Origin of the sequence: Pseudomonas sp. NPDC089428, assembly GCF_044749325.1 — a bacterium.
In the GTDB taxonomy this organism is placed as follows: Bacteria; Pseudomonadota; Gammaproteobacteria; order Pseudomonadales; family Pseudomonadaceae; genus Aquipseudomonas.
This window is the reverse complement of the sequence record NZ_JBIVHT010000006.1, coordinates 96,224-118,805: the sequence shown is the minus strand read 5'-3', so window position 1 is coordinate 118,805 and position 22,582 is coordinate 96,224. Positions and strand designations below refer to the sequence as shown.

At 63.4% G+C, this 22,582-nt stretch carries 22 protein-coding genes; 13 read left to right on the top strand and 9 right to left on the bottom strand.

What is annotated here, in order from left to right:
• Positions 1 to 18 precede the first annotated feature (18 nt).
• The 3 genes from ACIPZ5_RS13700 to ACIPZ5_RS13690 are packed head-to-tail and all read right to left on the bottom strand — an operon-like array spanning position 19 to position 2,319.
• Positions 19 to 576 carry a peptidylprolyl isomerase gene (locus tag ACIPZ5_RS13700; protein ID WP_261943098.1) on the bottom strand — a complete coding sequence of 186 codons (558 nt, stop codon included), beginning with the start codon at positions 574 to 576 and terminating at the stop codon, positions 19 to 21.
• On the bottom strand, positions 570 to 1,382 hold the full coding sequence (locus ACIPZ5_RS13695) for an alpha/beta fold hydrolase (protein ID WP_400809135.1): 813 nt from the start codon (positions 1,380 to 1,382) through the stop codon (positions 570 to 572). Before ACIPZ5_RS13695 ends, ACIPZ5_RS13700 begins: the two co-directional genes overlap by 7 nt.
• A 13-nt stretch (positions 1,383 to 1,395) precedes the next feature.
• A complete protein-coding gene (locus tag ACIPZ5_RS13690; protein WP_261943100.1) occupies positions 1,396 to 2,319 on the bottom strand; it encodes a LysR family transcriptional regulator in 924 nt (307 codons plus the stop codon).
• Between the two features lie 48 nt (positions 2,320 to 2,367).
• On the opposite strand from ACIPZ5_RS13690, the gene ACIPZ5_RS13685 reads away from it, so the two are divergent.
• The 5 genes from ACIPZ5_RS13685 (at position 2,368) to ACIPZ5_RS13665 (ending at position 7,182) form a co-directional block, all read left to right on the top strand.
• A complete protein-coding gene (locus tag ACIPZ5_RS13685) occupies positions 2,368 to 2,682 on the top strand; it encodes a 3-phosphoglycerate kinase (RefSeq protein ID WP_152953954.1) in 315 nt (104 codons plus the stop codon).
• A gap of 110 nt (positions 2,683 to 2,792) precedes the next feature.
• Positions 2,793 to 3,392 (top strand): FMN-dependent NADH-azoreductase, encoded by a 600-nt coding sequence (locus tag ACIPZ5_RS13680; RefSeq protein WP_400809131.1) that lies wholly within the window; start codon positions 2,793 to 2,795, stop codon positions 3,390 to 3,392.
• A gap of 284 nt (positions 3,393 to 3,676) precedes the next feature.
• Positions 3,677 to 4,552, top strand: coding sequence for a carboxylate/amino acid/amine transporter (locus ACIPZ5_RS13675; protein ID WP_400809128.1), 876 nt, complete (start codon positions 3,677 to 3,679; stop codon positions 4,550 to 4,552).
• A gap of 1 nt (position 4,553) precedes the next feature.
• Positions 4,554 to 5,489, top strand: a complete 936-nt coding sequence (locus ACIPZ5_RS13670; protein WP_400809126.1) for an AEC family transporter — start codon at positions 4,554 to 4,556, stop codon at positions 5,487 to 5,489.
• A gap of 331 nt (positions 5,490 to 5,820) precedes the next feature.
• Positions 5,821 to 7,182, top strand: a complete 1,362-nt coding sequence (locus ACIPZ5_RS13665) for a cytosine permease (protein WP_261943103.1) — start codon at positions 5,821 to 5,823, stop codon at positions 7,180 to 7,182.
• Between the two features lie 53 nt (positions 7,183 to 7,235).
• Here the strand turns inward: ACIPZ5_RS13665 and ACIPZ5_RS13660 are convergent, their stop codons facing one another.
• Positions 7,236 to 8,537, bottom strand: a complete 1,302-nt coding sequence (locus ACIPZ5_RS13660) for a mechanosensitive ion channel family protein (protein WP_400809123.1) — start codon at positions 8,535 to 8,537, stop codon at positions 7,236 to 7,238.
• 106 nt (positions 8,538 to 8,643) lie between these two features.
• Here ACIPZ5_RS13660 and ACIPZ5_RS13655 point away from each other — a divergent pair, with 106 nt between their 5' ends.
• A complete protein-coding gene (locus ACIPZ5_RS13655) occupies positions 8,644 to 10,005 on the top strand; it encodes a DEAD/DEAH box helicase (RefSeq protein WP_261943105.1) in 1,362 nt (453 codons plus the stop codon).
• Between the two features lie 65 nt (positions 10,006 to 10,070).
• Here ACIPZ5_RS13655 and ACIPZ5_RS13650 read toward each other — a convergent pair whose 3' ends face one another.
• On the bottom strand, positions 10,071 to 10,343 hold the full coding sequence (locus ACIPZ5_RS13650) for a hypothetical protein (RefSeq protein WP_343599262.1): 273 nt from the start codon (positions 10,341 to 10,343) through the stop codon (positions 10,071 to 10,073).
• A gap of 247 nt (positions 10,344 to 10,590) precedes the next feature.
• Between ACIPZ5_RS13650 and ACIPZ5_RS13645 the strand changes: the two genes are divergently transcribed.
• Together ACIPZ5_RS13645 and ACIPZ5_RS13640 are read left to right on the top strand one after the other, a co-directional pair.
• A complete protein-coding gene (locus ACIPZ5_RS13645) occupies positions 10,591 to 10,986 on the top strand; it encodes a transcriptional regulator (RefSeq protein WP_261943108.1) in 396 nt (131 codons plus the stop codon).
• A 106-nt stretch (positions 10,987 to 11,092) separates the two neighbouring features.
• On the top strand, positions 11,093 to 12,019 hold the full coding sequence (locus ACIPZ5_RS13640; RefSeq protein WP_313711308.1) for a DMT family transporter: 927 nt from the start codon (positions 11,093 to 11,095) through the stop codon (positions 12,017 to 12,019).
• Positions 12,020 to 12,086: 67 nt separating this feature from the next.
• Here ACIPZ5_RS13640 and ACIPZ5_RS13635 read toward each other — a convergent pair whose 3' ends face one another.
• On the bottom strand, positions 12,087 to 13,256 hold the full coding sequence (locus ACIPZ5_RS13635) for an MFS transporter (protein WP_261943110.1): 1,170 nt from the start codon (positions 13,254 to 13,256) through the stop codon (positions 12,087 to 12,089).
• A gap of 106 nt (positions 13,257 to 13,362) precedes the next feature.
• Between ACIPZ5_RS13635 and ACIPZ5_RS13630 the strand changes: the two genes are divergently transcribed.
• The gene (locus tag ACIPZ5_RS13630) at positions 13,363 to 14,256 is read left to right on the top strand and encodes a putrescine utilization regulator PtrR (protein WP_343599270.1); all 894 of its coding nucleotides are present in this window, start codon (positions 13,363 to 13,365) and stop codon (positions 14,254 to 14,256) included.
• A 124-nt stretch (positions 14,257 to 14,380) separates the two neighbouring features.
• Positions 14,381 to 14,509: a PA1414 family protein gene (locus ACIPZ5_RS13625; RefSeq protein ID WP_308451135.1), complete on the top strand. Its 129-nt coding sequence runs from the start codon at positions 14,381 to 14,383 to the stop codon at positions 14,507 to 14,509.
• Positions 14,510 to 14,685: 176 nt separating this feature from the next.
• Here ACIPZ5_RS13625 and ACIPZ5_RS13620 read toward each other — a convergent pair whose 3' ends face one another.
• Together ACIPZ5_RS13620 and speB are read right to left on the bottom strand one after the other, a co-directional pair.
• Complete coding sequence (locus tag ACIPZ5_RS13620) at positions 14,686 to 16,065, bottom strand: sodium:solute symporter (RefSeq protein ID WP_261943112.1); 1,380 nt, start codon at positions 16,063 to 16,065, stop codon at positions 14,686 to 14,688.
• Positions 16,066 to 16,351: 286 nt separating this feature from the next.
• Positions 16,352 to 17,302 (bottom strand): agmatinase, encoded by a 951-nt coding sequence (gene speB / locus ACIPZ5_RS13615; RefSeq protein ID WP_261943113.1) that lies wholly within the window; start codon positions 17,300 to 17,302, stop codon positions 16,352 to 16,354.
• A 225-nt stretch (positions 17,303 to 17,527) separates the two neighbouring features.
• Here speB and ACIPZ5_RS13610 point away from each other — a divergent pair, with 225 nt between their 5' ends.
• The 3 genes from ACIPZ5_RS13610 (at position 17,528) to ACIPZ5_RS13600 (ending at position 20,871) form a co-directional block, all read left to right on the top strand.
• Complete coding sequence (locus ACIPZ5_RS13610; RefSeq protein ID WP_027918723.1) at positions 17,528 to 18,421, top strand: LysR family transcriptional regulator; 894 nt, start codon at positions 17,528 to 17,530, stop codon at positions 18,419 to 18,421.
• A gap of 124 nt (positions 18,422 to 18,545) precedes the next feature.
• A complete protein-coding gene (locus ACIPZ5_RS13605) occupies positions 18,546 to 20,111 on the top strand; it encodes a methyl-accepting chemotaxis protein (protein WP_400809116.1) in 1,566 nt (521 codons plus the stop codon).
• Between the two features lie 163 nt (positions 20,112 to 20,274).
• Positions 20,275 to 20,871, top strand: coding sequence for a tRNA-uridine aminocarboxypropyltransferase (locus ACIPZ5_RS13600; protein WP_400809114.1), 597 nt, complete (start codon positions 20,275 to 20,277; stop codon positions 20,869 to 20,871).
• A gap of 357 nt (positions 20,872 to 21,228) precedes the next feature.
• On the opposite strand, the gene ACIPZ5_RS13595 is transcribed toward ACIPZ5_RS13600, so the two are convergent.
• Positions 21,229 to 22,581, bottom strand: coding sequence for an HlyD family type I secretion periplasmic adaptor subunit (locus ACIPZ5_RS13595; protein ID WP_313711318.1), 1,353 nt, complete (start codon positions 22,579 to 22,581; stop codon positions 21,229 to 21,231).
• Position 22,582: the final 1 nt, after the last annotated feature.

Sequence of the window (22,582 nt, the reverse complement as noted above, 5' to 3'; positions counted from 1 at the left end):
TCCCTGTGAAACCTGCGGTCAGTCGATGCGTTTGGCGGACTTGATGTACACCGGGTCGGCCGGCACATCGCGCATGCCTTTCTTGACGGTGGTTGGCGAATTGACGATCTGGTCGACCACTTCCATGCCCTTGGTCACTTTGCCGAACACGGCGTAACCGGCGTCGCGGCCCGGGTTGAGGAAGTCGTTGTCGGCGACGTTGATGAAGAACTGGCTGGTGGCCGAGTTCGGGTTGGAGGTGCGCGCCATCGACAGCGTGCCACGGGTGTTCTGCAGGCCGTTGCTGGCCTCGTTCTTGATCGGTGCCTGGGTGTCTTTCTGCACCATCTGGTCAGTGAAGCCGCCGCCCTGGACCATGAAGCCCGGAATCACCCGGTGGAAGATGGTGTTGTTGTAGAAGCCGCTGTCTACGTACTGCAGGAAGTTCTTGGTACTGACCGGTGCCTTCTCGGCGTTGAGCTCGATTTCGACCTGGCCGAAGCTGGTGTCCAGCAGTACGTGCGGGGTCTTGTCGGAGGCCATGACGCTGGTGGCGAAGGCGACCGAGCAGGCGGTGAGCAGGAGTTTTTTCAGCATGGGCTCAATGATCCTTGAGAGGTGGAAGCGGCTGCAAGGAACTGCAGCAGGGTCTGGTTGAAGACCTCGGGTTGATCGAGGGGCGTAGCGTGCCGGGAATCGTCGATGACCACCAGCCTGGCGTGGGGCATCAGGGCGACGTAGCGTTCTTTAAGGTGTATCGGGGTGTAATCGTGGTCGGCGGCAATCACCAGCGTGGGACAGCGAATTTGCCCGATGCGTTCCTGCACGCCCCAGTCGACGATGGCATCGAAGCTCTTGAGGTAGGCGCGTTTGTCATTGCGTGCCCAGCGTTCGGCCATCTTCTTGCGCAGTTCGGCTTGCCCCGGTTTGGGGAACAGCCGTGCGGCCAGGCCCTGGCCGACCGTCTCGACGCTGAGGATGCGCGCCAGTCCCCAGCGCTTGAGCCACCACAACCAGTCGCTGCGGGTTCGGCGCTTGACCTCGGGGGCGCTGTTGACGATGCACAGGCTGCGCAGCCAGTGCGGGTGATCGACCGCGAACTGGAAACCGACCATGCCACCCATGGACAGGCCGACGAAGTGCACCGGGCCGGTCTGCAGGTGTTCGAGCAGGGCCAGCAGGTCTGCGCTGAAGGTGGCGATCTGGTAACCGTCGCGGGGCTTGTCGGAACGGCCGTGGCCGCGGATGTCCATGAGGATCACCCGGTAGTGGCGGCTCAGTTCGGGTACCTGCAGCTCCCAGTCCTGGCTGCTGGAACCCAGGCCGTGCAGCAGGACCAGGGGCTCGCCCTGGCCATATTCCTGATAATGCAGCGAGCATCCTTCATGTTCGAAATAGGCCATGGGCGCGGTCCTCTCAAGCTTGTGGGGGGGCTGCGAAGGGCACGTCCAGTGGCGCAGTGTCGAAATTGCGCAGCAGGTCGATGAGAATCTGCGTAGCCGGGCCCAAGGTCTTCTCTTTGCTCGAATAAAGGTAGAACAGTGGGTGACGGCTGCCACCCTGATCGAGCGGCAGCGGCTTCAGCACGCCGTCGTGCAGCTCGCGTTCGATCATGTGCCGTGGCAACCAGGCAAAGCCCAGGCCGCTGCCGACGAAGGTGGCGGCAGTGCCCAGGCTGCCGACCGTCCAGCGCTGCTCGGCGCCGAGCCAGCCGACATCGCGCGGCTGGGCGCGACCGGAGTCGCGGATCACCACCTGCAACTGGCTTTCCAGGTCCTGGAAGGTGATCTCCCGGCCCAGCCGGTGCAGGCTGTGCTCGGGGTGGGCGACAGCGACGAACTCCACCGAGCTCAGTTCGCTGCCCAGGTAGCCGCCGATGCTGTAGCTGCTGATGGCCAGGTCGGCGATGCCTTCGTGCATCACTTCCTCGACGCCGGACAGCACCTCCTCACGCAGGCGCACCCGGCAACCGCGGCTCTGCGGCATGAACGCGGCCAGGGCGCGCACCAGGCGGGCACTGGGGTAGGCCGCATCGACCACCAGGCGTACCTCGGCTTCCCAGCCTTGCTCCATGTGATGCGCCAGGTCTTCCAGCTGGCTGGCCTGCTTGACCAGGTGCCGCGAACGGCGCAGCAACACGTTGCCGGCCTCGGTCAGCACGGCCTTGCGGCCATCGATGCGCAACAGCGGCACACCCAGTTGCTCCTGCATGCGCGCCACGGTGTAGCTGACCGAAGACTGCGAACGGTGCAGGGCTTCGGCGGCCTGGGCAAACCCGCCATGGTCGACCACTGCCTGCAGGGTCCGCCATTGATCCAGGGTCACGCGCGGCGCTTTCATGTTTGGCTCCTGTTGTCCTAAGCTGCGCTCTTTCAAGGAGAGCGCCCCATGAAGAAATGTTGTGCGGCAATACTGATGTGCCTGCCCCTTGGGGCCATGGCTTACCCCATCGACGTGGAGAAGGACCTGACCGGGGTCAAGCTGGACTACACCACCTACGACACTGCCTACGATATCGGTTCCATTACCCTGAACAACTATGGGCAAGTGCCGGCGGCCTGCAAGGTGACTTTCCGCAACGGGCCCGAGGCGCCGCGGGTGCGCCGGGTCAACGTGCCGGCCGGTAAAAGCGTCGATGTGACGGCCAATTTCAATCGGCAGATCATCAAGCTGCGTATCGCGCTGGACTGCAAAGCGCAATAAAACTGATTAATCGATAGATTGAACCCACTTTTTACGCTTTTTTATCGATAGGTCAAGCCTTAATCTCACCTCCATCGAATCGCAACCCTATTTGCCGATGGAGGCACCCCATGTCCCGCGTACTGATCATCGAAAGCAGCGCCCGCCAGCAGGATTCCGTTTCCCGTCAACTGACCCGTGATTTCATCCAGCAGTGGCAGGCGGCGCACCCGGCCGACGCGATCACCGTACGTGACCTGGCGGTGAACCCGGTGCCGCACCTGGATGCCAACCTGCTCGGTGGCTGGATGAAGCCTGAAGAACAGCGCAGCGCCGCTGAACTGGAGGCCCTGGCCCGTTCCAACGAGCTGACCGATGAAGTGCTGGCTGCCGATGTGCTGGTGCTGGCTGCGCCAATGTACAACTTCACCATCCCCAGCACCCTCAAGGCCTGGCTGGACCACGTGCTGCGTGCCGGCATCACCTTCAAGTACACCCCGACCGGCCCGCAAGGCCTGCTCACTGGCAAGCGCGCCATCGTGCTGACCGCCCGCGGCGGCATCCATGCCGGTGCCACCAGCGACCATCAGGAACCGTACCTGCGCCAGGTGATGGCCTTCATCGGTATTCACGATGTCGACTTCATCCACGCCGAAGGCCTGAACATGAGCGGCGAGTTCCACGAGAAAGGCCTGAACCAGGCCAAGGCCAGGCTGGCTGCGGTGGCCTGAGGGTCAACGAATTCCCATCCCTGACACCTGTTTTTGCTCCTTTGGGTGTACCTGCCCGGCCTGATGGCCGGGCTTTTTTATGCCTGGGATTTTGTGGTTGCCTGTACCGGCCCTTTCGCGGGCAAGCCCGCTCCCACAGGTACAGCGCAAGATCTGAATCCGGTGATATCCCTGTGGGAGCGGGCTTGCCCGCGAAGAGGCCGCTACAGCCCCCACATTCCTCATGGTTGAACTCACTTGCCGCAACCCGCTAAGGTCGCGCCCTTGATCCACGAGAGGCAACCATGGGCTACCTGATAATCGTCGCGCTGATCCAGGCGTTTTCCTTCAGCCTGATCGGCGAGTACCTGGCCGGGCACGTCGACAGCTACTTCGCCGTGCTCGCGCGCGTGGTGCTGGCGGGCCTGGTGTTCCTGCCACTGACCCGCTGGCGCCAGGTGGAGCCGCGCTTCCTGCGCTCGATGTTGCTGATCGGCGCGCTGCAATACGGCATCACCTACGTCTGCCTGTACTTGAGCTTCCGCGTGCTGACCGTGCCGGAAGTGCTGCTGTTCACCATCCTCACGCCGTTGCATGTGACCTTGATCGAGGACGCCCTGAACCGGCGCTTCAACCCCTGGGCGCTGCTCGCGGCCCTGGTGGCGGTGGCGGGGGCGGGCGTGATCCGTTTCGACAGCATCAGTGGTGACTTCTTCATCGGCTTCCTGTTGCTGCAGCTGGCCAACTTCACCTACGCCGCCGGCCAGGTGCTGTACCGTCACCTGGTTGCCCGCCACCCAAGCAACCTGCCGCACTACAAGCGTTTCGGCTACTTCTACCTGGGTGCGTTGATCGTGGTGCTGCCGGCGTTCCTGCTATTCGGCAACGCCCAGCACCTGCCGACCACCAACGTGCAATGGCTGGTGCTGCTGTTCCTGGGCCTGTGCCCTACGGCGCTGGGGTTGTACTGGTGGAACAAAGGCGCCTGCCTGGTTTCGGGCGCTACGCTGGCGGTGATGAACAACCTGCATGTGCCGGTGGGGCTGCTACTGAACCTGCTGATCTGGAACCGCGACGAACCGCTTGGCCGGTTGCTGCTCGGTGGCGCGATCATCCTCGCGTCGGTATGGCTGAGCCGCCTGGGCATCCGCGTCACGTCGCCAGCGGCTGGCAAGGCCTGACATGCACACCATCTTCGTCATCGTCGCGCCGATCTTCGCCCTGATCCTCGTCGGCTTCCTGTGCCGCAAGACAGACAAACTGGGTGACAAGGCCGCCGCCGAGATCAACAAGATGGTGGTCTGGCTGTGCCTGCCGGCGTTGCTGTTCAAGGTCACCGCCACGGCAACCTGGAGCGAGATCTGGCACCCAGGGTTCATCGTCGCCTTCGGCGCCGGTGCGCTGGCGATGTTCGTCGTGACCCTGGCCTGGCGCCTGCGCAGCGGCCACGGCTTGGTGGCGGCGAGCATCGACGGGCTCAGTGCCGGCTATGCCAATACCGGCTACATCGGCATCCCGCTGTGCCTGCTGCTGTTCGGCCAGCCGGGGCTGCAGCCGGCGCTGATCTCGTCATTGATCGTGGTCTGCCTGGTGTTCGCGATTTCCCTGATGCTGATCGAGATCGGCCTGCAGGAGGAGCGGCAGATCGGCCGCGCCATTTTGCTGGTGAGCAAGGCGCTGGCGAAGAATCCGCTGGTGATCTCGCCCCTGGCGGGGGCGGGGTGGGCCATGAGCGGTCTGGGGCTGGCCGAGCCGGTGATGCATTTTCTTGACATGCTGGCCTTGGCGACCACGCCTTGCGCGTTGATCTCGCTGGGGGCATTTCTGGCCGAGAAACGCGCCGGTTCGCAGGCAAGCCCGTGGCCGCTGGTGGCGCTGAAGCTGGTCGGGCAACCGGCGCTGACTTGGGTATTGGCGTTCAAGGTGTTCAGCCTGCCGACCATGTGGGCTGCGTCGGCGGTGCTGCTGGCGGCGCTGCCGACCGGTACTGGGCCGTTCATGCTGGCAGAGTATTACAACCGCGAGGCGGGGCTTATTTCACGGACAATCCTGTTGTCGACCGTGGCGTCGTTGGTGACCCTGACCGGGCTGCTATACGTGCTGGGGTATGCGGGGTAGCTGCCGGCCTCTTCGCGGGTAAACCCGCCCCCACGGGATCTGCGCAGGCCTGAGGGCCGCGCGGCACCTGTGGGAGCGGTTTTACCCGCGAATGGGCTGCAAAGCAGCCCCGGGCTATCTCAGCCAATTTGCTTATCTGGAACCAGCCCGAGCCACTGACAGGCTGCTCATCGGCGGAACGGTGATCCTGGCGTCGGTGTGTATGAGCCGCCTGGGCAGCCTGACGTTATCAAGCAAGGCATGACGCAGCTAGCTAAGGCGCGTTCGTTAATGAGCCCAAACCCCGCCGGTGCCTACCCGATAATCATGAAAATGAAATCGGGAGACCGGCGTGAAGCTAGAAACGCGAAGTATCGAATTCGTCCCACACGCTGAGCGTTATGGCACGCCCAAACGATTGTTCACCGTCTGGTTCAGCTCCAACTTCCAGATAACCGCATTGATGGTCGGCACCCTGGGCGCTGCGTCGGGGCTGAGTTTCGGCTGGACCTTGCTGGGCTTGTTGGTCGGTAACCTGATCGGCACCGTGTTCATGGCCGCGCACTCCGCCCAAGGGCCACACCTGGGCGTGCCACAGATGATCCAGAGCCGCGCCCAGTTCGGTGTCCATGGTGCGGCGCTGCCTTTGCTGGTGATGGTTACCGCCGCTGTACTGTTCCTTGCCGCCAGCGGCGTGCTGATGCGCAATGCCGTGCAGGCGCTGGTGCCCATGAGCAATGACCAGGCCATCGTGGTGGTCGGCGTGCTGACCTTCATCATCGGCTTTGTCGGTTACGAACTGATCCACCGCCTGGGGGCGTGGATGAGCCTGCTGTCGACCTTGGTCTTTGCCGGCGCCCTGGTGCTGATCCTGCTGCACCCCGGCGACCTAACAGGCACAGCGGCAGTAAGCACGGGCTTTTCATTCACCGCCTTCAACCTGATCGTGGCCCAGGCCGCCTCGTGGACGCTCGGATATGGCCCCTATGTGGCCGATTATTCGCGGTACCTCCCAGCCAACGTCAACCCTCGCGCCACCTTCTGGGCCACCTATTGCGGTTGTGCGCTGGGTTCCTTCGCCATGATGGCATTGGGCGCGCTGGTGGCCGTGGAATTACCTTCGGCACTGGGGCATGACCCTGCGACCGCCATTGCCGGCTTGTTTGGCCCCTGGGCGCCGTTGGCACTGGCTGTGATTGCGTTGGGGGTGATCCAGTACAACGTGTTGTGCCTGTACAGCGCCTACATGTCGTCGGTCACCATCTTCGGCGCCTTCAAGACCATCAGGCGTGTGAGCGCAACTGCCAAGGCACTGGTGATGGCTGGCCTGACCGCAGCGGCAACGCTGATCGCCATCGCGACCCAATACAATTTCGATACGTTCTTTGCCGACATCCTGATCGGCCAGCTTTACCTGTTGATTCCATGGAGCGCGATCAACCTGGTGGATTACTACTGGGTGTGCCGAGGCCAGTATGACGTGGGGGCACTGTATGACGCCAAGGGGCGTTACGGCTGCTTCAATCGTCGAAGCCTGGCGGTGTATGCCGTAGCGATCATCGGGACCATCCCGTTCATGAAGCTGTCGTTCTACACGGGCTTCGTGGCCGAGTGGCTGGGGGCAGACATCAGCTGGGCGATGGGGCTGATCCTGGCTGGTGCGCTCTACTGCATGGTCCACGCCCGCGAAAGCAAACCGCTTCTGGCAAGCTAGGTATCTGACTCGGCCTTGAAAGGGGAAGGGGCTGCAACGCAGCCCCGGCAATCTCAAACCTCGTTCATTTCTTCAAGGCGACGCGGCATCGGCTCTGGTACCGCGCGCCCAGCCAACCCCACCCGCATGTCATTGCCACTCGGCTGCTGGTACAGGCTCAAGCCAAACTCCGGCAGCACCGCCAGCAGGTAATCGAAGATATCCCCCTGGATCCGCTCGTACTCCGCCCACGCCGTGGTGGTGGTAAAGCAGTAGATCTCCAGCGGCACGCCCTCGGCGGTGGTCTGCATCTGCCGCACCATGCAGGTCATGTTGGGATGCACGTTGGGGTGGTTCTTCAGGTAGGCCAGGGCAAACGCGCGGAAGGTGCCGATGTTGGTCAGCTTGCGGCGGTTGGCCGACAGTTCCGCCACTGGCCCCATTGCCTCGTTCCAGCGTTGCAGTTCCTGGCGCTTGCCGGCCAGATAGTCGCCAAGCAGGCTCACCTGGCTCAGGCGCCGCTCTTCATCATGGGTCAGAAAACGTACGCCCGCCGCGTCGATGAACAGGCTGCGCTTGATGCGTCGCCCGCCGGACTGCTGCATGCCGCGGTAGTTGCGGAACGACTCGCTCATCAGGCGCCAGGTCGGGATCGAGACGATGGTCTTGTCGAAGTTCTGTACCTTGACCGTGTGCAAGGTGATATCGACCACATCGCCATCGGCGCCGACCTGCGGCATCTCGATCCAGTCGCCCACGTGCAGCATGTCGTTGCTGGTCAGCTGCACGCTGGCGACGAACGACAGCAGCGTGTCCTTGTACACCAACAGCAGCACCGCCGACATCGCACCCAGGCCCGACAGCAGCAGCAGCGGCGAACGGTCGATCAGGGTGGCGACGATGACGATCGAGGCGAAGATCCACAGCATCATCTTGGCCAGTTGCACGTAACCCTTGATCGAGCGGGTGCGGGCGTGTTCGGTGCGGGCGTAGATGTCCAGCAGGGCATCGAGCAGGCACGACAGGGCCATGGTCATGAACAGCAGGGTGAAGGCCAGGGCGACATTGCCGAGGAAGTGCTGGGCGGTGTCGGACAGTTCCGGCACCAGCTTCAGGCCGAACTGGATCACCAGCGACGGGATGGTCTGGGCCAGGCGGTGGAACACCTTGTTATGGCGCAGGTCGTCGAGCCACTTCAGCGCCGCCTGCCGGGCCAGCAGGCGCGCGCTGTGCAGCACCAGAAAGCGCGCCAGGCGGCCGAGGACCAGGGAAATCAGTAGCAGCACGGCCAGGCCGATGGCGGCGTGGAGCAGTGGATGTTGGTCGAGGGTGCCCCACAGGTCGAGGCTGTCACGCCAGATGCGTTGGATGTCCATAAGCTTGTAAACCGGTCTATTGCAGCGAAACGAAGCGCCATTAGAGCGCGGATGGCGAGAAAGTTGCTAAAAGAAATTCGGCTAAGGCGGCAGAAAACGTTACCCTATGCAACTGAATTTCCCGCACTTGCCTGAGGTTACCTCCGTGTTCTCCCAATTCGCCCTGCACGAACGCCTGCTTAAAGCCGTGGCCGAGCTTAAATTTGTCGAGCCAACCCCGGTGCAGGCCGCGGCCATCCCCCTGGCCCTGCAAGGGCGCGACCTGCGCGTGACCGCGCAGACGGGCAGCGGCAAGACCGCGGCGTTCGTCCTGCCGCTGCTCAACCGCCTGGTCGACCTGAAAGGCGGGCGGGTAGAGATCCGCTCGTTGATCCTGCTGCCGACCCGCGAACTGGCCCAGCAGACTCTCAAGCAAGTGCAACTGTTCTCGCAGTTCACCTACATCAAGGCGGGCCTGGTCACCGGCGGTGAAGACTTCAAGGAACAGGCCGCCATGCTGCGCAAGGTGCCGGACGTGCTGATCGGCACCCCGGGCCGCCTGCTCGAGCATCTCAACGCCGGCAACCTCGACCTGTCCCACGTGCAAGTGATGATCCTCGACGAAGCCGACCGCATGCTCGACATGGGCTTCGCCGAAGACATGGAGCGCCTGTGCAAGGAGTGCGAGAACCGCGAGCAGACCCTGCTGTTCTCCGCCACCACCGGCGGCGCGGCCCTGCGCGACATCATCGGCAAGGTCCTGAAAGACCCTGAGCACCTGATGCTCAACAGCGTCTCGCAGCTGGCCGAGGGCACCCGCCAGCAGATCATCACCGCCGACCACGACCAGCACAAAGAGCAGATCGTGCAGTGGCTGCTGGCCAACGAGACCTTCGACAAGGCGATCATCTTCACCAACACCCGTGCCCTGGCCGACCGCATCTACGGCCACCTGGTGGCCAAGGACGTGAAAGCCTTCGTGCTGCACGGCGAGAAGGACCAGAAGGACCGCAAGCTGGCCATCGAGCGCTTCAAGCAGGGCAGCTCCAAGGTACTGGTGGCCACCGACGTGGCGGCCCGTGGCCTGGACATCGACGGCCTGGACCTGGTGATCAACTTCGACATGCCACGCAGCGGCGACGAGTACGTGCACCGCGTGGGCCGTACCGGCCGTGCCGGTGGTGAAGGCCTGGCGATCTCGCTGATCACCCACAATGACTGGAACCTGATGTCCAGCATCGAGCGCTACCTCAAGCAGCAGTTCGAGCGCCGGGTGATCAAGGAAGTGAAGGGCACCTACAGCGGGCCGAAGAAGGTCAAGGCCTCGGGCAAGGCGGTGGGCGCCAAGAAGAAGAAGGTCGACAAGAAGACTGGCGAGAAAAAGGCTGCTGCCAAGCGCAAGCCGACCGCCAAGCCACGGCCGAATGCGCCGCTGGCCAGCTCCGATGGCCTGGCGCCGCTGAAGAAGCGCAAGCCGGCAGCTGAGTAATATTCGATAGCGGTGCTGGCTTCTTCGCGTAGAACCGCCGCGAAGAGGCCAGCACCGGCTATTACCTATTCAGCCTTTTTCTCCGCCTGTTTCAGCTCCTTGATCCGCTTGTCGATCAACTGACACTTGTCGGGCAAGTCCTTGCTTGCCGTCCCCAGCTCCATCCCCTGGAGCTCATCATTGATCTCCTTGGCCTTCTGCGGGTTCTGCTCGGTCAGCTGACTGACCAATCCGGCCAGCTCTTCACGTTTCTCTGTCGCTTCTTCCGGCGTGCAGGCCCAGGCGGGCAGGGCACAGCACAGGGCGGTGGCACAGGCGATGCGCAGCAGCGGTTTCATCCTTTCTACCTCCGGCGGGGGGGATGCCCGGTGGAGGCGCTTGCCGGACGGTTAGTTCAGCGGCAACGACCGGTGGCTATACGACCGCTTGGCTCAGCTGGGCGATGATGAAATCGAGCTGACCGATATCCCTTTACTCGGCGACGATTTTTTCCGCAATCAAGCCCTGAGATCTTTCGGAACGCCTGCGCCCATCAACAGGTCCCAACCTGTGTACCCCCTTCGTCCACAGCAGGAGGCCATCTCCATGAGCAGCACCTACGACTGGGACCTGATCGAGCGTTTGCTGCACGAAGTGCAGAACGGCGCCGGTCACAGCTTCACGCCACGCCCCTATGCCGAGCAGCATGCTGCGGCGCTGGCCGCCAAAGGCCAGCAGGTGGGCGACCTGGACCACCTCAAGACCCGTGCCTGCGAATACGAAAAGCTGCTGTTCGAGCGCGGCTTCATCGAGAGCCGGCCGCAAGAGGATGGCGGCAATGGCGAGAATTTCGTGCTCACCGAGCGTGGTTCGCGGCTGTTGAGCCTGATCGACAGCAGCATTCCGGGCTTCGAGCACCCGCGTCAGGTGCTGGATGAGCAGGAAGACGGGCTGGACGAGAATACCTTCGACCAGGTGTCGGCCAAGGCGCAGATCGCTTGAGGTCGTTTTGAGGCTGGCAAGGGCGTGCCGGGAAACCCGATAATCGGTACTCCTTGAAGACTGCCGAGCCATTGCCCATGCCCCCGACTACCCAAAAGGCCCGCCCATGAGCGCGGCCCGCAAGAACCCCGATGCCTTTGCCTTCCAGGTAATGCTGGGGCTGTGCCTGATCTGGGGCTGCCAGCAGGTGCTGATCAAGACCGCGGCGGTGGATATCGCACCGGTGATGCAAGCCGCCCTGCGTAACTGCATTGCCGCGCTGCTGGTGGGCGCGATGATCTGCTGGCGTGGCGGCTGGGAACAGCTGGGCACTACCTGGCGAGCAGGGCTGCTGGCCGGTGGCTTGTTCGGGCTGGAGTTTCTGTTCATCGCCGAGGGGCTGAAGCTGACCTCGGCGGCGCACATGTCGGTGTTCCTCTATACCGCGCCAGTGTTCACGGCGCTGGGCCTGCACTTCATGTTGCCCAGCGAACGGCTGCGGTTGTTGCAGTGGCTGGGTATCTTGCTGGCCTTTGCCGGGATTGCGATGGCATTTGCGGGGGGGCTGTCGTTCGCCGAAATGGATGGGCGCATGCTGCTGGGCGATGCCTTTGGCGTGCTCGCCGGGCTGGCCTGGGGTGCGACCACGGTGGTGGTGCGTGGTTCGCGCCTGTCGGAGGCACCGGCGACCCTGACCCTGTTCTATCAGTTGGCGGTGGGGTTTGCCGGTTTGCTGTTGATCGCCCTGGTCAGCGGGCAGATTGGCGATGTGAGATTGACGCCGCTGGCGGTGGGCAGCGTGCTGTTCCAGGGGATCGTTGTGTCGTTCATCAGCTACCTGACCTGGTTCTGGCTGTTGCGCAAGTACCTGGCTTCCAACCTGGCGGTGTTTTCGTTCATCACGCCCTTGTTCGGGGTCACCTTTGGCGTTGTGCTGTTGGGTGAGCCGTTGAGCCTGAATTTCGTGGTTGGGGCGGTGATGGTGCTGCTGGGCGTGATTCTGGTGAGTGCCGAGCCTTGGGTGAAGCAGCAATTGCGCAGGTTTGTGGGGTAGAGTTTGCCAGTACCGGCCCTTTCGCGGGCTTGCCCGCGAAAGGGCCGGTACTGAAAACCTCTGAACTTCAGGCTATTCGGGTTGCTGCCTGGCAACCCTGACGGCTTCGTACGCTGGTCAAGATCAGCACGCCTGCCACTCCAAATCCCGCCGCAGCCAGCACCAGCGCCGGCTGCAGGCTCCCGCTGTAATGGTTGCTCAGCGCTGCCAGCAGCGGCCCACTCAACTGCCCGAGGGCAAAGCACGCGGTCAGCAGCCCGGCATTGCGCTGCGTGGCATGCGGTGCCAGTTCCCGCGAGCGCTGCATCACCAGTTGCATGCACGCCAGGAATGGCCCGCCGCACAGCACCACACCCAGTGCCAGGCCAACACCCCCGCCCATCAGGCAGGCCAGGACCCCCAAGCCTTGCAACCACAGGGTCAGCGTCAGCCAGGCCGAAGTGCGGCCCGTCCGGCGCAGGCTCACCAGCACCACACCGAGTGCCGCCGCCAGGCCGAACGCTGGCCAGAACAGGTCAGCCATCCAGTTGCCGCCGAACTGCTGGTTGGCCATCTGCGACAGGAAGGTGGCCGGCAGGATGTAGCCCACACCGTACAAGGCATAGACCAGGCCCAGGCGGCCGATGCCGACGCTGCGGGTCGGCCCCGGCTGCGAGGCGGCGGGTACCACGGCAGGTTGCAGCGCGCGAGGCAGCCAGGGGCGTACAGCCAGCAGCATGACCAGCGCCGCAACGGCATAGACCAGCCACAGTGCCGCCGAACCCAGCCCCAGCAGATGCGCGACCAGTGCCAGCAAACCGGTCAGCGCAATGCCCACTCCAGGCCCGGCGAACACCAGTGCCCCGAGGCGCTGACGGTTGTGGGCATTGGCCACTTGCTGGCTGAGGCTGGTGATCATCACCAGCACCCAGGCACTGGCCACGCCGGTACCGAAGCGCAGCAGCAGGTGGCTCCAGAATCCGTCCGCAGCCCAGGAGGCCAGGGTCAGCAGCACGCACAACCACAGGCCACCGTGCAGGCGCAGTTTTACCTGGTTAGGCCGGCGGGCGTACATGGCGTCCACGGCGCCGAGGAAGTAACCCAGGTAATTGGCTGCCGCGACCAGCCCGGCGGCGGTGAGGTCGAACTGGCCTTCGGCGATCAGTTGTGGCAATTGCGGAGTGAGGGCAAAGCGGCCGATGCCCATGGCCATCATCAGCGCCACGGCGCTGGCCAGCAGTTGTACGAACGGCGACATGAGGAATCTCCTGCGCGAATCAATGCGATGGATGGCAGGTTAGGGCGGATTGACTTTCAATAAAATTGAATAATGATGATCAAGTTGTTCTGTTTTGGAGAATTCAATGGAGTTCAGCCAACTGCGTATCTTCCAGGCCGTGGCCGAGGAAGGTTCGGTAACCCGCGCCGCCGAGCGCCTGCACCGGGTGCCGTCGAACCTGTCGACGCGATTGCGCCAGCTGGAGGAGCAACTGGGGGTGGAGCTGTTCCTGCGTGAGCGCCAGCGCCTGCAGTTGTCGCCCGCTGGCAAGGTGCTGCTCGATTACGCCAACCGCTTGGCGGCGCTGCGTGATGAAGCCGTGGCGGCGGTGCAGGGTGGGCAGCCGGCCGGCGATTTTGTGCTGGGCACCATGTACAGCACCGCCGCCATCCACTTGCCAGCGTTGTTGGCGCGCTACCACCAGCAATACCCGGCGGTGAACCTGCAGGTACAGGCGGCACCCAGCGGCGACCTGCTTGAAGGCTTGCTCAGCCATCGGCTGGATGCGGCGCTGGTGGACGGCCCGCCGAGCCTGGCCGGGCTGGATGGTGTGCCGCTGTGCGATGAAGTGCTGGTGCTGATCACCAGTCCCGAGCACCCGGCGGTGCGCAGTGCCAAGGACGTGGCGGGCAAGGCGGTGTTCACCTTCCGCCAGGGCTGTTCCTACCGGATGCGCCTGGAGGCCTGGTACGCCCATGACCACACGCCCATGGGGCGAGTGATGGAAATCGAGTCGTACCAGAGCATGCTGGCCTGCGTGATCGCGGGTGCAGGGGTGGCGTTGATGGCGCAATCGATGCTCGACAGCCTGCCTGGGCGTGACCGGGTTCGCGCCCACCGCTTGCAATCGCCATTCGATCACGCGGAAACCTGGCTGATGTGGCGCCAGGGCATGCGCGGGGCGAATTTGCAGGCCTGGATCGATTTGCAACAAAGCGAAACGATTAACCAGTCGTCGGAATGCGCCGTTTCCGCTTGATCCGCGTCAAGCTAGGCCATATCTGTAGGAACAAGAGCATGCGTAGTACAGGACATCGGACTATGATCTGTATGAAACATCGCAGGATTGAATTGCCGTGAGGCTGACCCGTCAAGGGGGCACTATGAAAAACCAAATGTTCAACTGGCTCCACGACCTGGCCGTCGCTTTGGGGCTGATTCCACCACCTTTGCAGCCGGTGCCGATCCCGACTGATGAAGAGCAGCGCCAGCGCCAGCCGCGTCGTCGCTGAAATGCAGAAGGCCGCAGCATCTGACCGATGCTGCGGCCTTTTTGTTTCTGCAAGATTTGTCTCGCCTGTGCGGGCCTCTTCGCGGGCAAGCCCGCTCCCACAGGGACCGCATGGCTTCAAGGCCTGTTGCGATCCTGTGGGAGCGGGCTTGCCCGCGAAGAACCTGATGCGATCGATCAGGCCAGCTTCACTTCACCCACCGGCTTGCGCGACAGCACGCTCACCAGCACGAAGCTCACCAGGCCAACCGCCAGGCTGTAGTAGATCGGCGTGTTGGCATCCAGCCCGTCCTTGAACATGAAGAACAGTGCGGTGGCAAAGCCCAGCGTCATGCTGGCGATGGCGCCGGAGGTGGTCGCACGCTTCCAGAAGATCGCACCGATCAGCGGGATCAGCATGCCGCCGACCAGCAGGTTGTAGGCCAGGGTCAGGGCGCTGATCACATCGTTCACTGCCAGGGCGATGGCCAACACCACCAGGCCGGTGATCAGGGTGAACAGGCGGCTGACGCCCAGGCTCGACTGCTTGCCGCCCCGCAGCTTGGGCAGCAGGTCTTCGGTCAGGGTGGTCGAGGCTGCCAGCAGGCCGGCACTGGCGGTGGACATCATGGCTGCCAGGGCCGCAGCCATCAGCAGGCCGCGAATGCCATCGGGCAGCTGGCCTTTGATCATCTCGGCAAACGCATTGTTCGGGTTGGCCAGGTCCGGCATCAGCACATGCGCGGACATGCCGATCAGGGCACAAGCCAGGCCGTACAGCACGCAGTACACACCTGCGGTGGTGCCGGCGCGCTGGCAGACCTTCTCGTCACGGGCAGTGAAGACCCGCTGCCAGATGTCCTGGCCGATCAGGATGCCGAAGAAGTAGATCAGGAAGTAGGTGATGATGGTGTCCCAGCCGATGGTGGTCCAGCTGAAGCTGGCCGCCGGCAGCTTGGCCACCAGGGTATCCCAGCCGCCGGCCTTGTACAGGCAGATCGGCAGCAGGATGAACATCAGGCCAACGGTCTTGATCACGAACTGGACGATGTCGGTGAGGGTCAGCGACCACATGCCACCGATGGTCGAATAGACCACCACCACGCCACCGCCAAGCAGCAGCGACGCCCAGAAGGGCAGGTCGAGCAGCACTTGCAGCACGGTTGCCATGGCCAGGGTCGAGGTGACGCCGATCATCAGCGCATAGGCCAGCATGATCGCCGCACTGGCCTGGCGGGCCATGGGGTTGTAACGGCGCTCCAGCACCTGGGTGACGGTGAAGATCTTCAGGCGCAGCAACGGCTTGGCGAGGAACAGGTTGAGGGCGATGATGCCAAGGCCCAGGGCGGCACACAGCCAGAAGCCAGAAATGCCGTGGACGTAGCCCAGGCGCACGGTGCCAACCGTGGACGCGCCGCCGAGCACGGTGGTGGCCATGGTGCCCATGTACAGGGTCGGGCCGAGGTTGCGCCCGGCCACGAGGTAGTCTTCGTGGGTTTTTGCGCGCCGCATGCCATACCAGCCCAGCCCGAGCATGCCGGCGGTATAGATCATTACAACAATGATGTCCAAGGCCATTGGGGGTCTCCCGATTATCTTTATTATGGCGAGATCGACCGCAAGGCGTGTTCACGGCGCCCGGCGGTCTTGTCTTGTGTTGGCGGGCCTCTATGGCCCTCCCTGATGGCTCCTGCCGGGATATAGCGGGCTTTGCACGAAAAGTGCCTGCGCGACGATCATGCTGCGTTGAAAACAGGCTCGGAATGCTCATTTACAACTTGTAAAGTCGGGCGCGACCCCGGCCGTTCCTCGCCTGTTTTCGCCTTGCCTGATCGCCGCTCGGCGACTTTTCGAGCAAACCTGATCAGCGACGCACGACGCCCGGCAGTACGCAGAGCATCTCGAACAGCAGGTTGGCGCCGAGCAGCGAGGTGTTGCCGGTGGTGTCGTAAGGCGGGGAGACTTCGACCAGGTCACAGCCGATCAGGTCCAGGCCGTGGCAGCCGCGAATGATCTCCATCGCCTGGATGGTGGTCAAGCCGCCGATTTCCGGGGTGCCGGTGCCTGGGGCCCAGGCCGGGTCGATGCCGTCGATGTCGAACGACAGGTACACCGGGCCACCGCCCACCTTTTCGCGCACTTCGGCCATCAGCGGTTCCAGCGACTTGTGCCAGCACTCTTCGGCCTGCACTACGCGAAAGCCCTGGCGGCGGCTCCAGTTGAAGTCGTCGGCGGTATAGCCCTGGGCACGCAGGCCGATCTGCACCACGCGGTCGCAATCGAGCAGGCCCTCTTCCACGGCGCGGCGGAAGGTGGTGCCGTGGGCGATCTTCTCGCCGAACATGTGGTCATTGACGTCGGCGTGGGCATCGATGTGCACCAGGCCGATCTTGCCGTGCTTCTTGTGCAGGGCCCGCAGGATCGGCAGGGTGATGGTGTGGTCGCCACCCAGGGTCAGCGGGATGACGTTGTGCTCGACGATCTCGTCGTAGGCTTCTTCGATGATGCGCACGGCGTCGAGCAGGTTGAAGGTGTTGATTGCCACGTCACCGATGTCAGCCACCGACAGCGAGTCGAACGGGGCGGCGCCGGTGGCCATGTTGTACGGGCGGATCATCACCGATTCGGCGCGGATCTGGCGTGGGCCGAAACGGGTGCCGGAGCGCAGCGAGGTGCCGATGTCCAGCGGTACGCCAATGAACGCGGCGTCCAGGCCTTCGGCTGTTTGCAGGTGGGGGAGACGGAGCATGGTCGCGATGCCGCCGAAACGCGGCATTTCGTTGCCGCCCAGTGGTTGGTGGAGAACTTTGTCCACGGTGGGCCTCATCAGTCGGTCGATTGTTCTGTTTGTTCGAACCTGTGCCGCCGCACGCCTTTGAAGTCTGGATATGCCGGCGGGCAGGGTCATTGCGGCCAAGTCTGCGCAAGGTAGTGCGTAGGAAGAATCGCTACCGGCAAATACTTACTTCAGGAATTTCTGAACTAAAGGCCGCAGGAGCGGTTAGACTGCGCGCACATACCGTTGCGGAACCGTTGCACCATGGCATCGACCTTGCCCGACCTGAAACTGCTGCGCATCTTCGTCAGCGTGGTACGCCACCAGGGGTTCGCCAATGCCCAGCGCGAGCTCAACCTGTCGACCTCGGCCATCAGTACCTACATGAGCCAGCTCGAAGGCGCCTTGGGTATCGTGTTGTGCCACCGCGGCCGCGGCGGCTTCAGCCTGACCAGCAAGGGTGAACTGTTCCACCAGGAGACGCTGCGCCTGCTGGCCGAGCTGGATGGTTTCGAGCAGTACGCCGCAGCGCTCAAGGGCGAGCTGCGCGGCACCCTCAACCTCGGTGTGATCGACTCCACGGTGGGCGATCGCGCGCTGCCACTGGCCGAAGTGATCGGCGCCTACAGCCAGGAGCACCCCGCCGTGCACCTGCACCTGTCGGTGTCCAGCCCTTACGAACTGCAGCTGGGTGTGCAGGACAACCGCCTGGACCTGGCCATTGGTGCGTTCTCCTCGCGCATGAGCGGCCTGCTCTACCAACCGCTGTACCGTGAGCAGCACTGGTTGTATTGCAGCAGCCGCCATCCGCTGTTCGCCGAGAGGCGCATCCCGGAACAGGTGGTGACCCAGCAGCGCATGGTCGGGCGCGGGTACTGGAGCCAGGCCGAGCTGGCCCGGCATGGCTTCAAGCACAGCGCGGCGACGGTTGAGAGCATGGAGGCGCAGCTGATCCTGATCCTCTCTGGTGCCTATATTGGCTACCTGCCCGAACACTATGCCCAGGCGTGGGCCGACAAGGGCGACCTGCGGGTGCTATCGCCGGCCACATTCGGCTATCAGGCGCCATTCTCGCTGATCATCCGTCGTGGCCGCAGCCGCGAGCCGCTGATTCAGACCTTCCGCGACCTGCTCAAAAGCCAGCTCTATGTGGGGTGAGGAGTGCAGCTCGTCGGAAAGTAGTCCATTTCCTACACGAGGCTGGCCGCTCCGGTGATGGCGTTCTGCTAAACCTCTAATTGCTGTGATGCCCTCCATCTATACGAGCAGGGACCGCCCCAAGATGCGCATGAATTTGCCCGTCACTGAGCATGAAAGAACTTTTTCCAGCGATCAGCGCCTGATCTCCACCACGGACCTCAACAGCCGCATCACCTATTGCAACGATGCCTTCGTGGCGATCAGTGGCTTCACCTATGACGAGCTGGTAGGCCAGCCGCACAATCTGGTGCGCCATCCCGACATGCCGCCGTCGGTATTCGGGCATATGTGGGAAACCATCAAGCAAGGCAAACCCTGGATGGGCGTGGTCAAGAACCGCGCCAAGAACGGCGATTACTACTGGGTCAGCGCCTATGTCACGGCGATCTACGAAAATGGCCGCATCAGCGGCTACGAGTCGGTGCGTTCGGTGCCGACCCGTGAGCAGATCCGCCGTGCCGAAGTGCTCTATGCGCGATTGCGCGGGGGCAAGTCGGCGGTGCCAGCGGCGGCCCGGCTGGGCCAGCTTCTGGGGCATGGCTGGCCACTGATCGGCGCGGGTCTGTTGTCCGCGGCCGGCTACCTGTGGCTGCCGACTTATGGGGCTCTGGGGGTGCTGATGGCCAGCCTGCTGGTGGCCTGGTACCTGATCGAGCATCAGCAGCACCAGGCAATCCGCCGCACGCTCGCGGAGCATCCAAAAGCGTTCACCAGCCCACTGGTGGCCCTGACCTACAGTGACAACCCTGGTCTGCGTGGCCAGCTCGACCTCGCCATCATCAGCGAAGAGGCACGCCTGCAAACCGCACTGACCCGCCTGGTGGATGCCGGCGTCGGCGTGAAGTCACGGGCCGCGCAATCGGCTGACCTGTCCGATGCCCAGGCGCAGATGCTCGACCGCCAGCGCAGCGAGACCGACCAGTCGGCCACGGCCATCGCGCAGATGGCGGCGACCATTCAGGAGGTCACCCACAATGTGCAGAGCACCGCCAACGCGGCCGGCGATGCCGACCAACTGGCCCAGCACGGCAGCGATCTGGCGCAGCAAAGCCTGAAGGCCATGGGCAGCATGAGCGAGGCGGTCAGCGATATCGGTCAGGCAGTCAATGCCCTTGCCGAGCAGACCCAGTCGATCGGCAGTGTGGTCGATGTGATCACCTCGATTGCCGAACAGACCAACCTGTTGGCGCTCAACGCAGCGATCGAGGCGGCGCGGGCGGGTGAACAGGGCAGGGGCTTTGCCGTGGTTGCCGACGAGGTGCGCTCGCTGGCCCGGCGTACGCGCGCTTCCACTGACGAGATCCACCAGATCATCGCCTCGCTGCGTGCCGGGGCCGAACGGGCGGTGAGCAGCGCCAGCCGTGGCGAGCAGATTTCGCGAGACAGCGTGCACAGCGTCGAGGCGGTGCAGACGGCGCTGGCCGGGATTGCCCAGGCAGTCAGCCGCATCACTGGCATGAGCCAGCAGATGGCCACGGCGTCAGAGCAGCAGAGCCATGTGGCCGAGGACATCAACCAACAGATCGTGCGGATTGCCCAGCTGTGCGACCAGTCGGCGGGGCAGGCCAAGCAAGGGGCCGAGATCAGCCAGGATCTGGAACGCATGGCCGAGTACCTGCATAGCCTGGCGGAGCGGTTCAACCGATAAGCCCGAGTTTTCAGGCCCATTCGCGGGGCAAGCCCGCTCCCACCGTTCAGCACTGCGCTTCAGACTGTGATGACCTGTGGGAGCGGGCTTGCCCCGCGAATGGCCCGCAAAGCGGGCCCAAAGTATCGGCATATGGCAAAATACTCCGCCAACGGAGACCCCCATGCCCAGACCCCGCTGCGAACGCTGCCAGCGCCCGCTCGACCATTGCCTCTGCCCACTGATACCCAGCCTCGACAGCCGCACCCGCGTGGTCCTGCTGCAGCACCCCAGTGAAACCGCCCATGCGCTGAATACCGCCCGCCTGGCCGCCTTGGGCCTGGTCAATGCCGAACTGCAGGTGGGGGAAGTGTTTGCTGACCTTGCCGAACTGTTGGCTACCCCAGGCTATCGGCCTGTGCTGCTGTTCCCAGGTGAGCAGGCCCAGGCGCTGGCTGCCTATGGTGAAACGGACGACCGGCCATTCCTGTTGATTGTTCCTGATGGCACCTGGCGCAAGGCACGCAAGCTCTTGTACCTGAACCCGCTTTTGGAAGCGCTGCCCAGGGTGACGCTGGCGCAGGTGGCGCCTTCGCGCTATCGGTTGCGCAAGGCGCCGGAGCCGGGAGCGGTGTCGACCATCGAGGCGGTGGTGCAGGCGTTGAACGTGCTGGAGCAGCCAGCGAGTTTCGATGAGCTGCTCCGGCCGTTCGAGGCATTGATAGAAGGGCAGATCAAGGCGATGGGTGTTGACGTGTTCGAGCGAAATCATGGTGGCTGATGCAGCACACCCTCCCGGTCATGAAATGTGAGATCCGGGTAGAGTTGAGCCTGAAGGTGCATGCCTCTACATTTTCAGCGCCTGTGAAATCGAGCGCCGCCCGCGCGGCGCATCGCGGATAAATCCGCTCCTGCATTTGTTGCAACGTACCAAACCTGTGACACCATGGTTGCCAGCCTTGGCGCATGACTTGAACCGTGCGAACCGGCTGACAACCATGGCCTTACAGGCATGGCCACGTTGCAACAAATGTAGGAGCGGATTTATCCGCGATGCGCCGCGCGGGCGGCGCTCGATTTCACAGGCGCAGAAAATCTCCCGACATGCACCTGCCCGCCCTCACGCAATCCAAACCAATCACCTTTCCCGCAATGCCTCGGTCCGCGCCTTGAGCACCGGCTTGAGCAGATAATCCAGCACACTCTTCTGCCCGGTGATGATATCCACCGTGGCCACCATCCCGGGGATGATCAGCAGCGGTTTGTTGTCTCCGCCCAGGTGGTTCTTCTCGGTCCGCACCTGGATCAGGTAGAACGCATTGCCCTTGTCATCGGTCACGGTGTCGGCGCTGATCAGCTCCAGCTTGGCCTTGAGCCCGCCGTAGATGGTGTAGTCGTAGGCACTGAACTTGACCATCGCCGGTTGCCCCGGGTGCAGGAAGGCTACGTCCTGCGGGCGCACCTTGGCCTCGATCAGCAGGTTGTCCTCGATCGGCACGATTTCCACCAGGTCGCTGCCCGGCTGCACCACGCCGCCAATGGTGTTGACCTTGAGCAGCTTGACGATGCCGCGCACGGGCGACACTACCGTCGTGCGGTTGACCCGGTCGTCGATGGCGATGCTGGTGGCGGTGATCTTGGACAGCTCGGTGCGCTTGTCATTGAGCTCCTTGGCCGCGTCCGAGCGGAAGCTTGCATCGGACTCTTCGATCTTGCTCTTGATCTCGGCGATCGCCGCCTCGGCGCGGGGGATGGCCAGGCTGGTGGCATTGAGCTGGCCGCGGGCTTCCACGGTGCGTTGCTTGAGGCGCAGGATCTCCACCGGGGAGATGGCGCCTTTGCTCACCAGCGGCGCCGACATGTCCGTCTCCTGCTGCAGCAGCGCCACGGCCGAGCGGTACTGATCGACCTTGGAACGGAACTCGGCCAGTTCCTGGTTCTTCTGCCGCAACTGTTCGTTGAGGGTCTGTTTTTCGCTGGCCAGGCGCCGTTGGCGCGAGCCGTACAGGGCGATCTCGTCGTCGGCGACCTGGGGCGCCTTGGCGCGCACTTCGTCCGAGAGCACGAACGGGCGCCCTTCGGCTTCTGCCGACAGGCGCTCGACCTGGGCGGTCAGGGCATAGCGGTCAGCCTCGCTTTCGCCCTTGTTGGACTTGAACCGGGTGTCGTCCAGGCGCAGCAGGGTGGCGCCTTTTTCGACCATCTGGCCTTCGCGCACGAAGATCTCGGTGACGATACCGCCTTCGAGGTTCTGCACCACCTGCACCTTGCTCGACGGGATCGCCTTGCCTTCACCGACCGTCACTTCGTCGAGCACCGCCAGGCTGGCCCAGACCAGCGCCACCAGCAGCAGCGCCGCGGCCAGCCACACGGTCAGGCGCGACAGGCGAGGCGAGTCCTGCAGGGTGGCACCGGCCAGTTCCGGCATGTAGTCGCGCTCGGCCCTTTTGTCGGTGCCATGGCTGCTGCGGATATTGTGGTTCAAGGACATG

Coding starts and splice junctions, on each gene's coding strand:
- ACIPZ5_RS13700 (WP_261943098.1), bottom strand. CDS start 576: ATGCTGAAAAAACTCCTGCTCACCGCCTGCTCGGTCGCCTTCGCCACC.
- ACIPZ5_RS13695 (WP_400809135.1), bottom strand. CDS start 1,382: ATGGCCTATTTCGAACATGAAGGATGCTCGCTGCATTATCAGGAATAT.
- ACIPZ5_RS13690 (WP_261943100.1), bottom strand. CDS start 2,319: ATGAAAGCGCCGCGCGTGACCCTGGATCAATGGCGGACCCTGCAGGCA.
- ACIPZ5_RS13685 (WP_152953954.1), top strand. CDS start 2,368: ATGAAGAAATGTTGTGCGGCAATACTGATGTGCCTGCCCCTTGGGGCC.
- ACIPZ5_RS13680 (WP_400809131.1), top strand. CDS start 2,793: ATGTCCCGCGTACTGATCATCGAAAGCAGCGCCCGCCAGCAGGATTCC.
- ACIPZ5_RS13675 (WP_400809128.1), top strand. CDS start 3,677: ATGGGCTACCTGATAATCGTCGCGCTGATCCAGGCGTTTTCCTTCAGC.
- ACIPZ5_RS13670 (WP_400809126.1), top strand. CDS start 4,554: ATGCACACCATCTTCGTCATCGTCGCGCCGATCTTCGCCCTGATCCTC.
- ACIPZ5_RS13660 (WP_400809123.1), bottom strand. CDS start 8,537: ATGGACATCCAACGCATCTGGCGTGACAGCCTCGACCTGTGGGGCACC.
- ACIPZ5_RS13655 (WP_261943105.1), top strand. CDS start 8,644: ATGCAACTGAATTTCCCGCACTTGCCTGAGGTTACCTCCGTGTTCTCC.
- ACIPZ5_RS13650 (WP_343599262.1), bottom strand. CDS start 10,343: ATGAAACCGCTGCTGCGCATCGCCTGTGCCACCGCCCTGTGCTGTGCC.
- ACIPZ5_RS13645 (WP_261943108.1), top strand. CDS start 10,591: ATGAGCAGCACCTACGACTGGGACCTGATCGAGCGTTTGCTGCACGAA.
- ACIPZ5_RS13640 (WP_313711308.1), top strand. CDS start 11,093: ATGAGCGCGGCCCGCAAGAACCCCGATGCCTTTGCCTTCCAGGTAATG.
- ACIPZ5_RS13635 (WP_261943110.1), bottom strand. CDS start 13,256: ATGTCGCCGTTCGTACAACTGCTGGCCAGCGCCGTGGCGCTGATGATG.
- ACIPZ5_RS13630 (WP_343599270.1), top strand. CDS start 13,363: ATGGAGTTCAGCCAACTGCGTATCTTCCAGGCCGTGGCCGAGGAAGGT.
- ACIPZ5_RS13625 (WP_308451135.1), top strand. CDS start 14,381: ATGAAAAACCAAATGTTCAACTGGCTCCACGACCTGGCCGTCGCTTTG.
- ACIPZ5_RS13620 (WP_261943112.1), bottom strand. CDS start 16,065: ATGGCCTTGGACATCATTGTTGTAATGATCTATACCGCCGGCATGCTC.
- ACIPZ5_RS13610 (WP_027918723.1), top strand. CDS start 17,528: ATGGCATCGACCTTGCCCGACCTGAAACTGCTGCGCATCTTCGTCAGC.
- ACIPZ5_RS13605 (WP_400809116.1), top strand. CDS start 18,546: ATGCGCATGAATTTGCCCGTCACTGAGCATGAAAGAACTTTTTCCAGC.
- ACIPZ5_RS13600 (WP_400809114.1), top strand. CDS start 20,275: ATGCCCAGACCCCGCTGCGAACGCTGCCAGCGCCCGCTCGACCATTGC.
- ACIPZ5_RS13595 (WP_313711318.1), bottom strand. CDS start 22,581: ATGTCCTTGAACCACAATATCCGCAGCAGCCATGGCACCGACAAAAGG.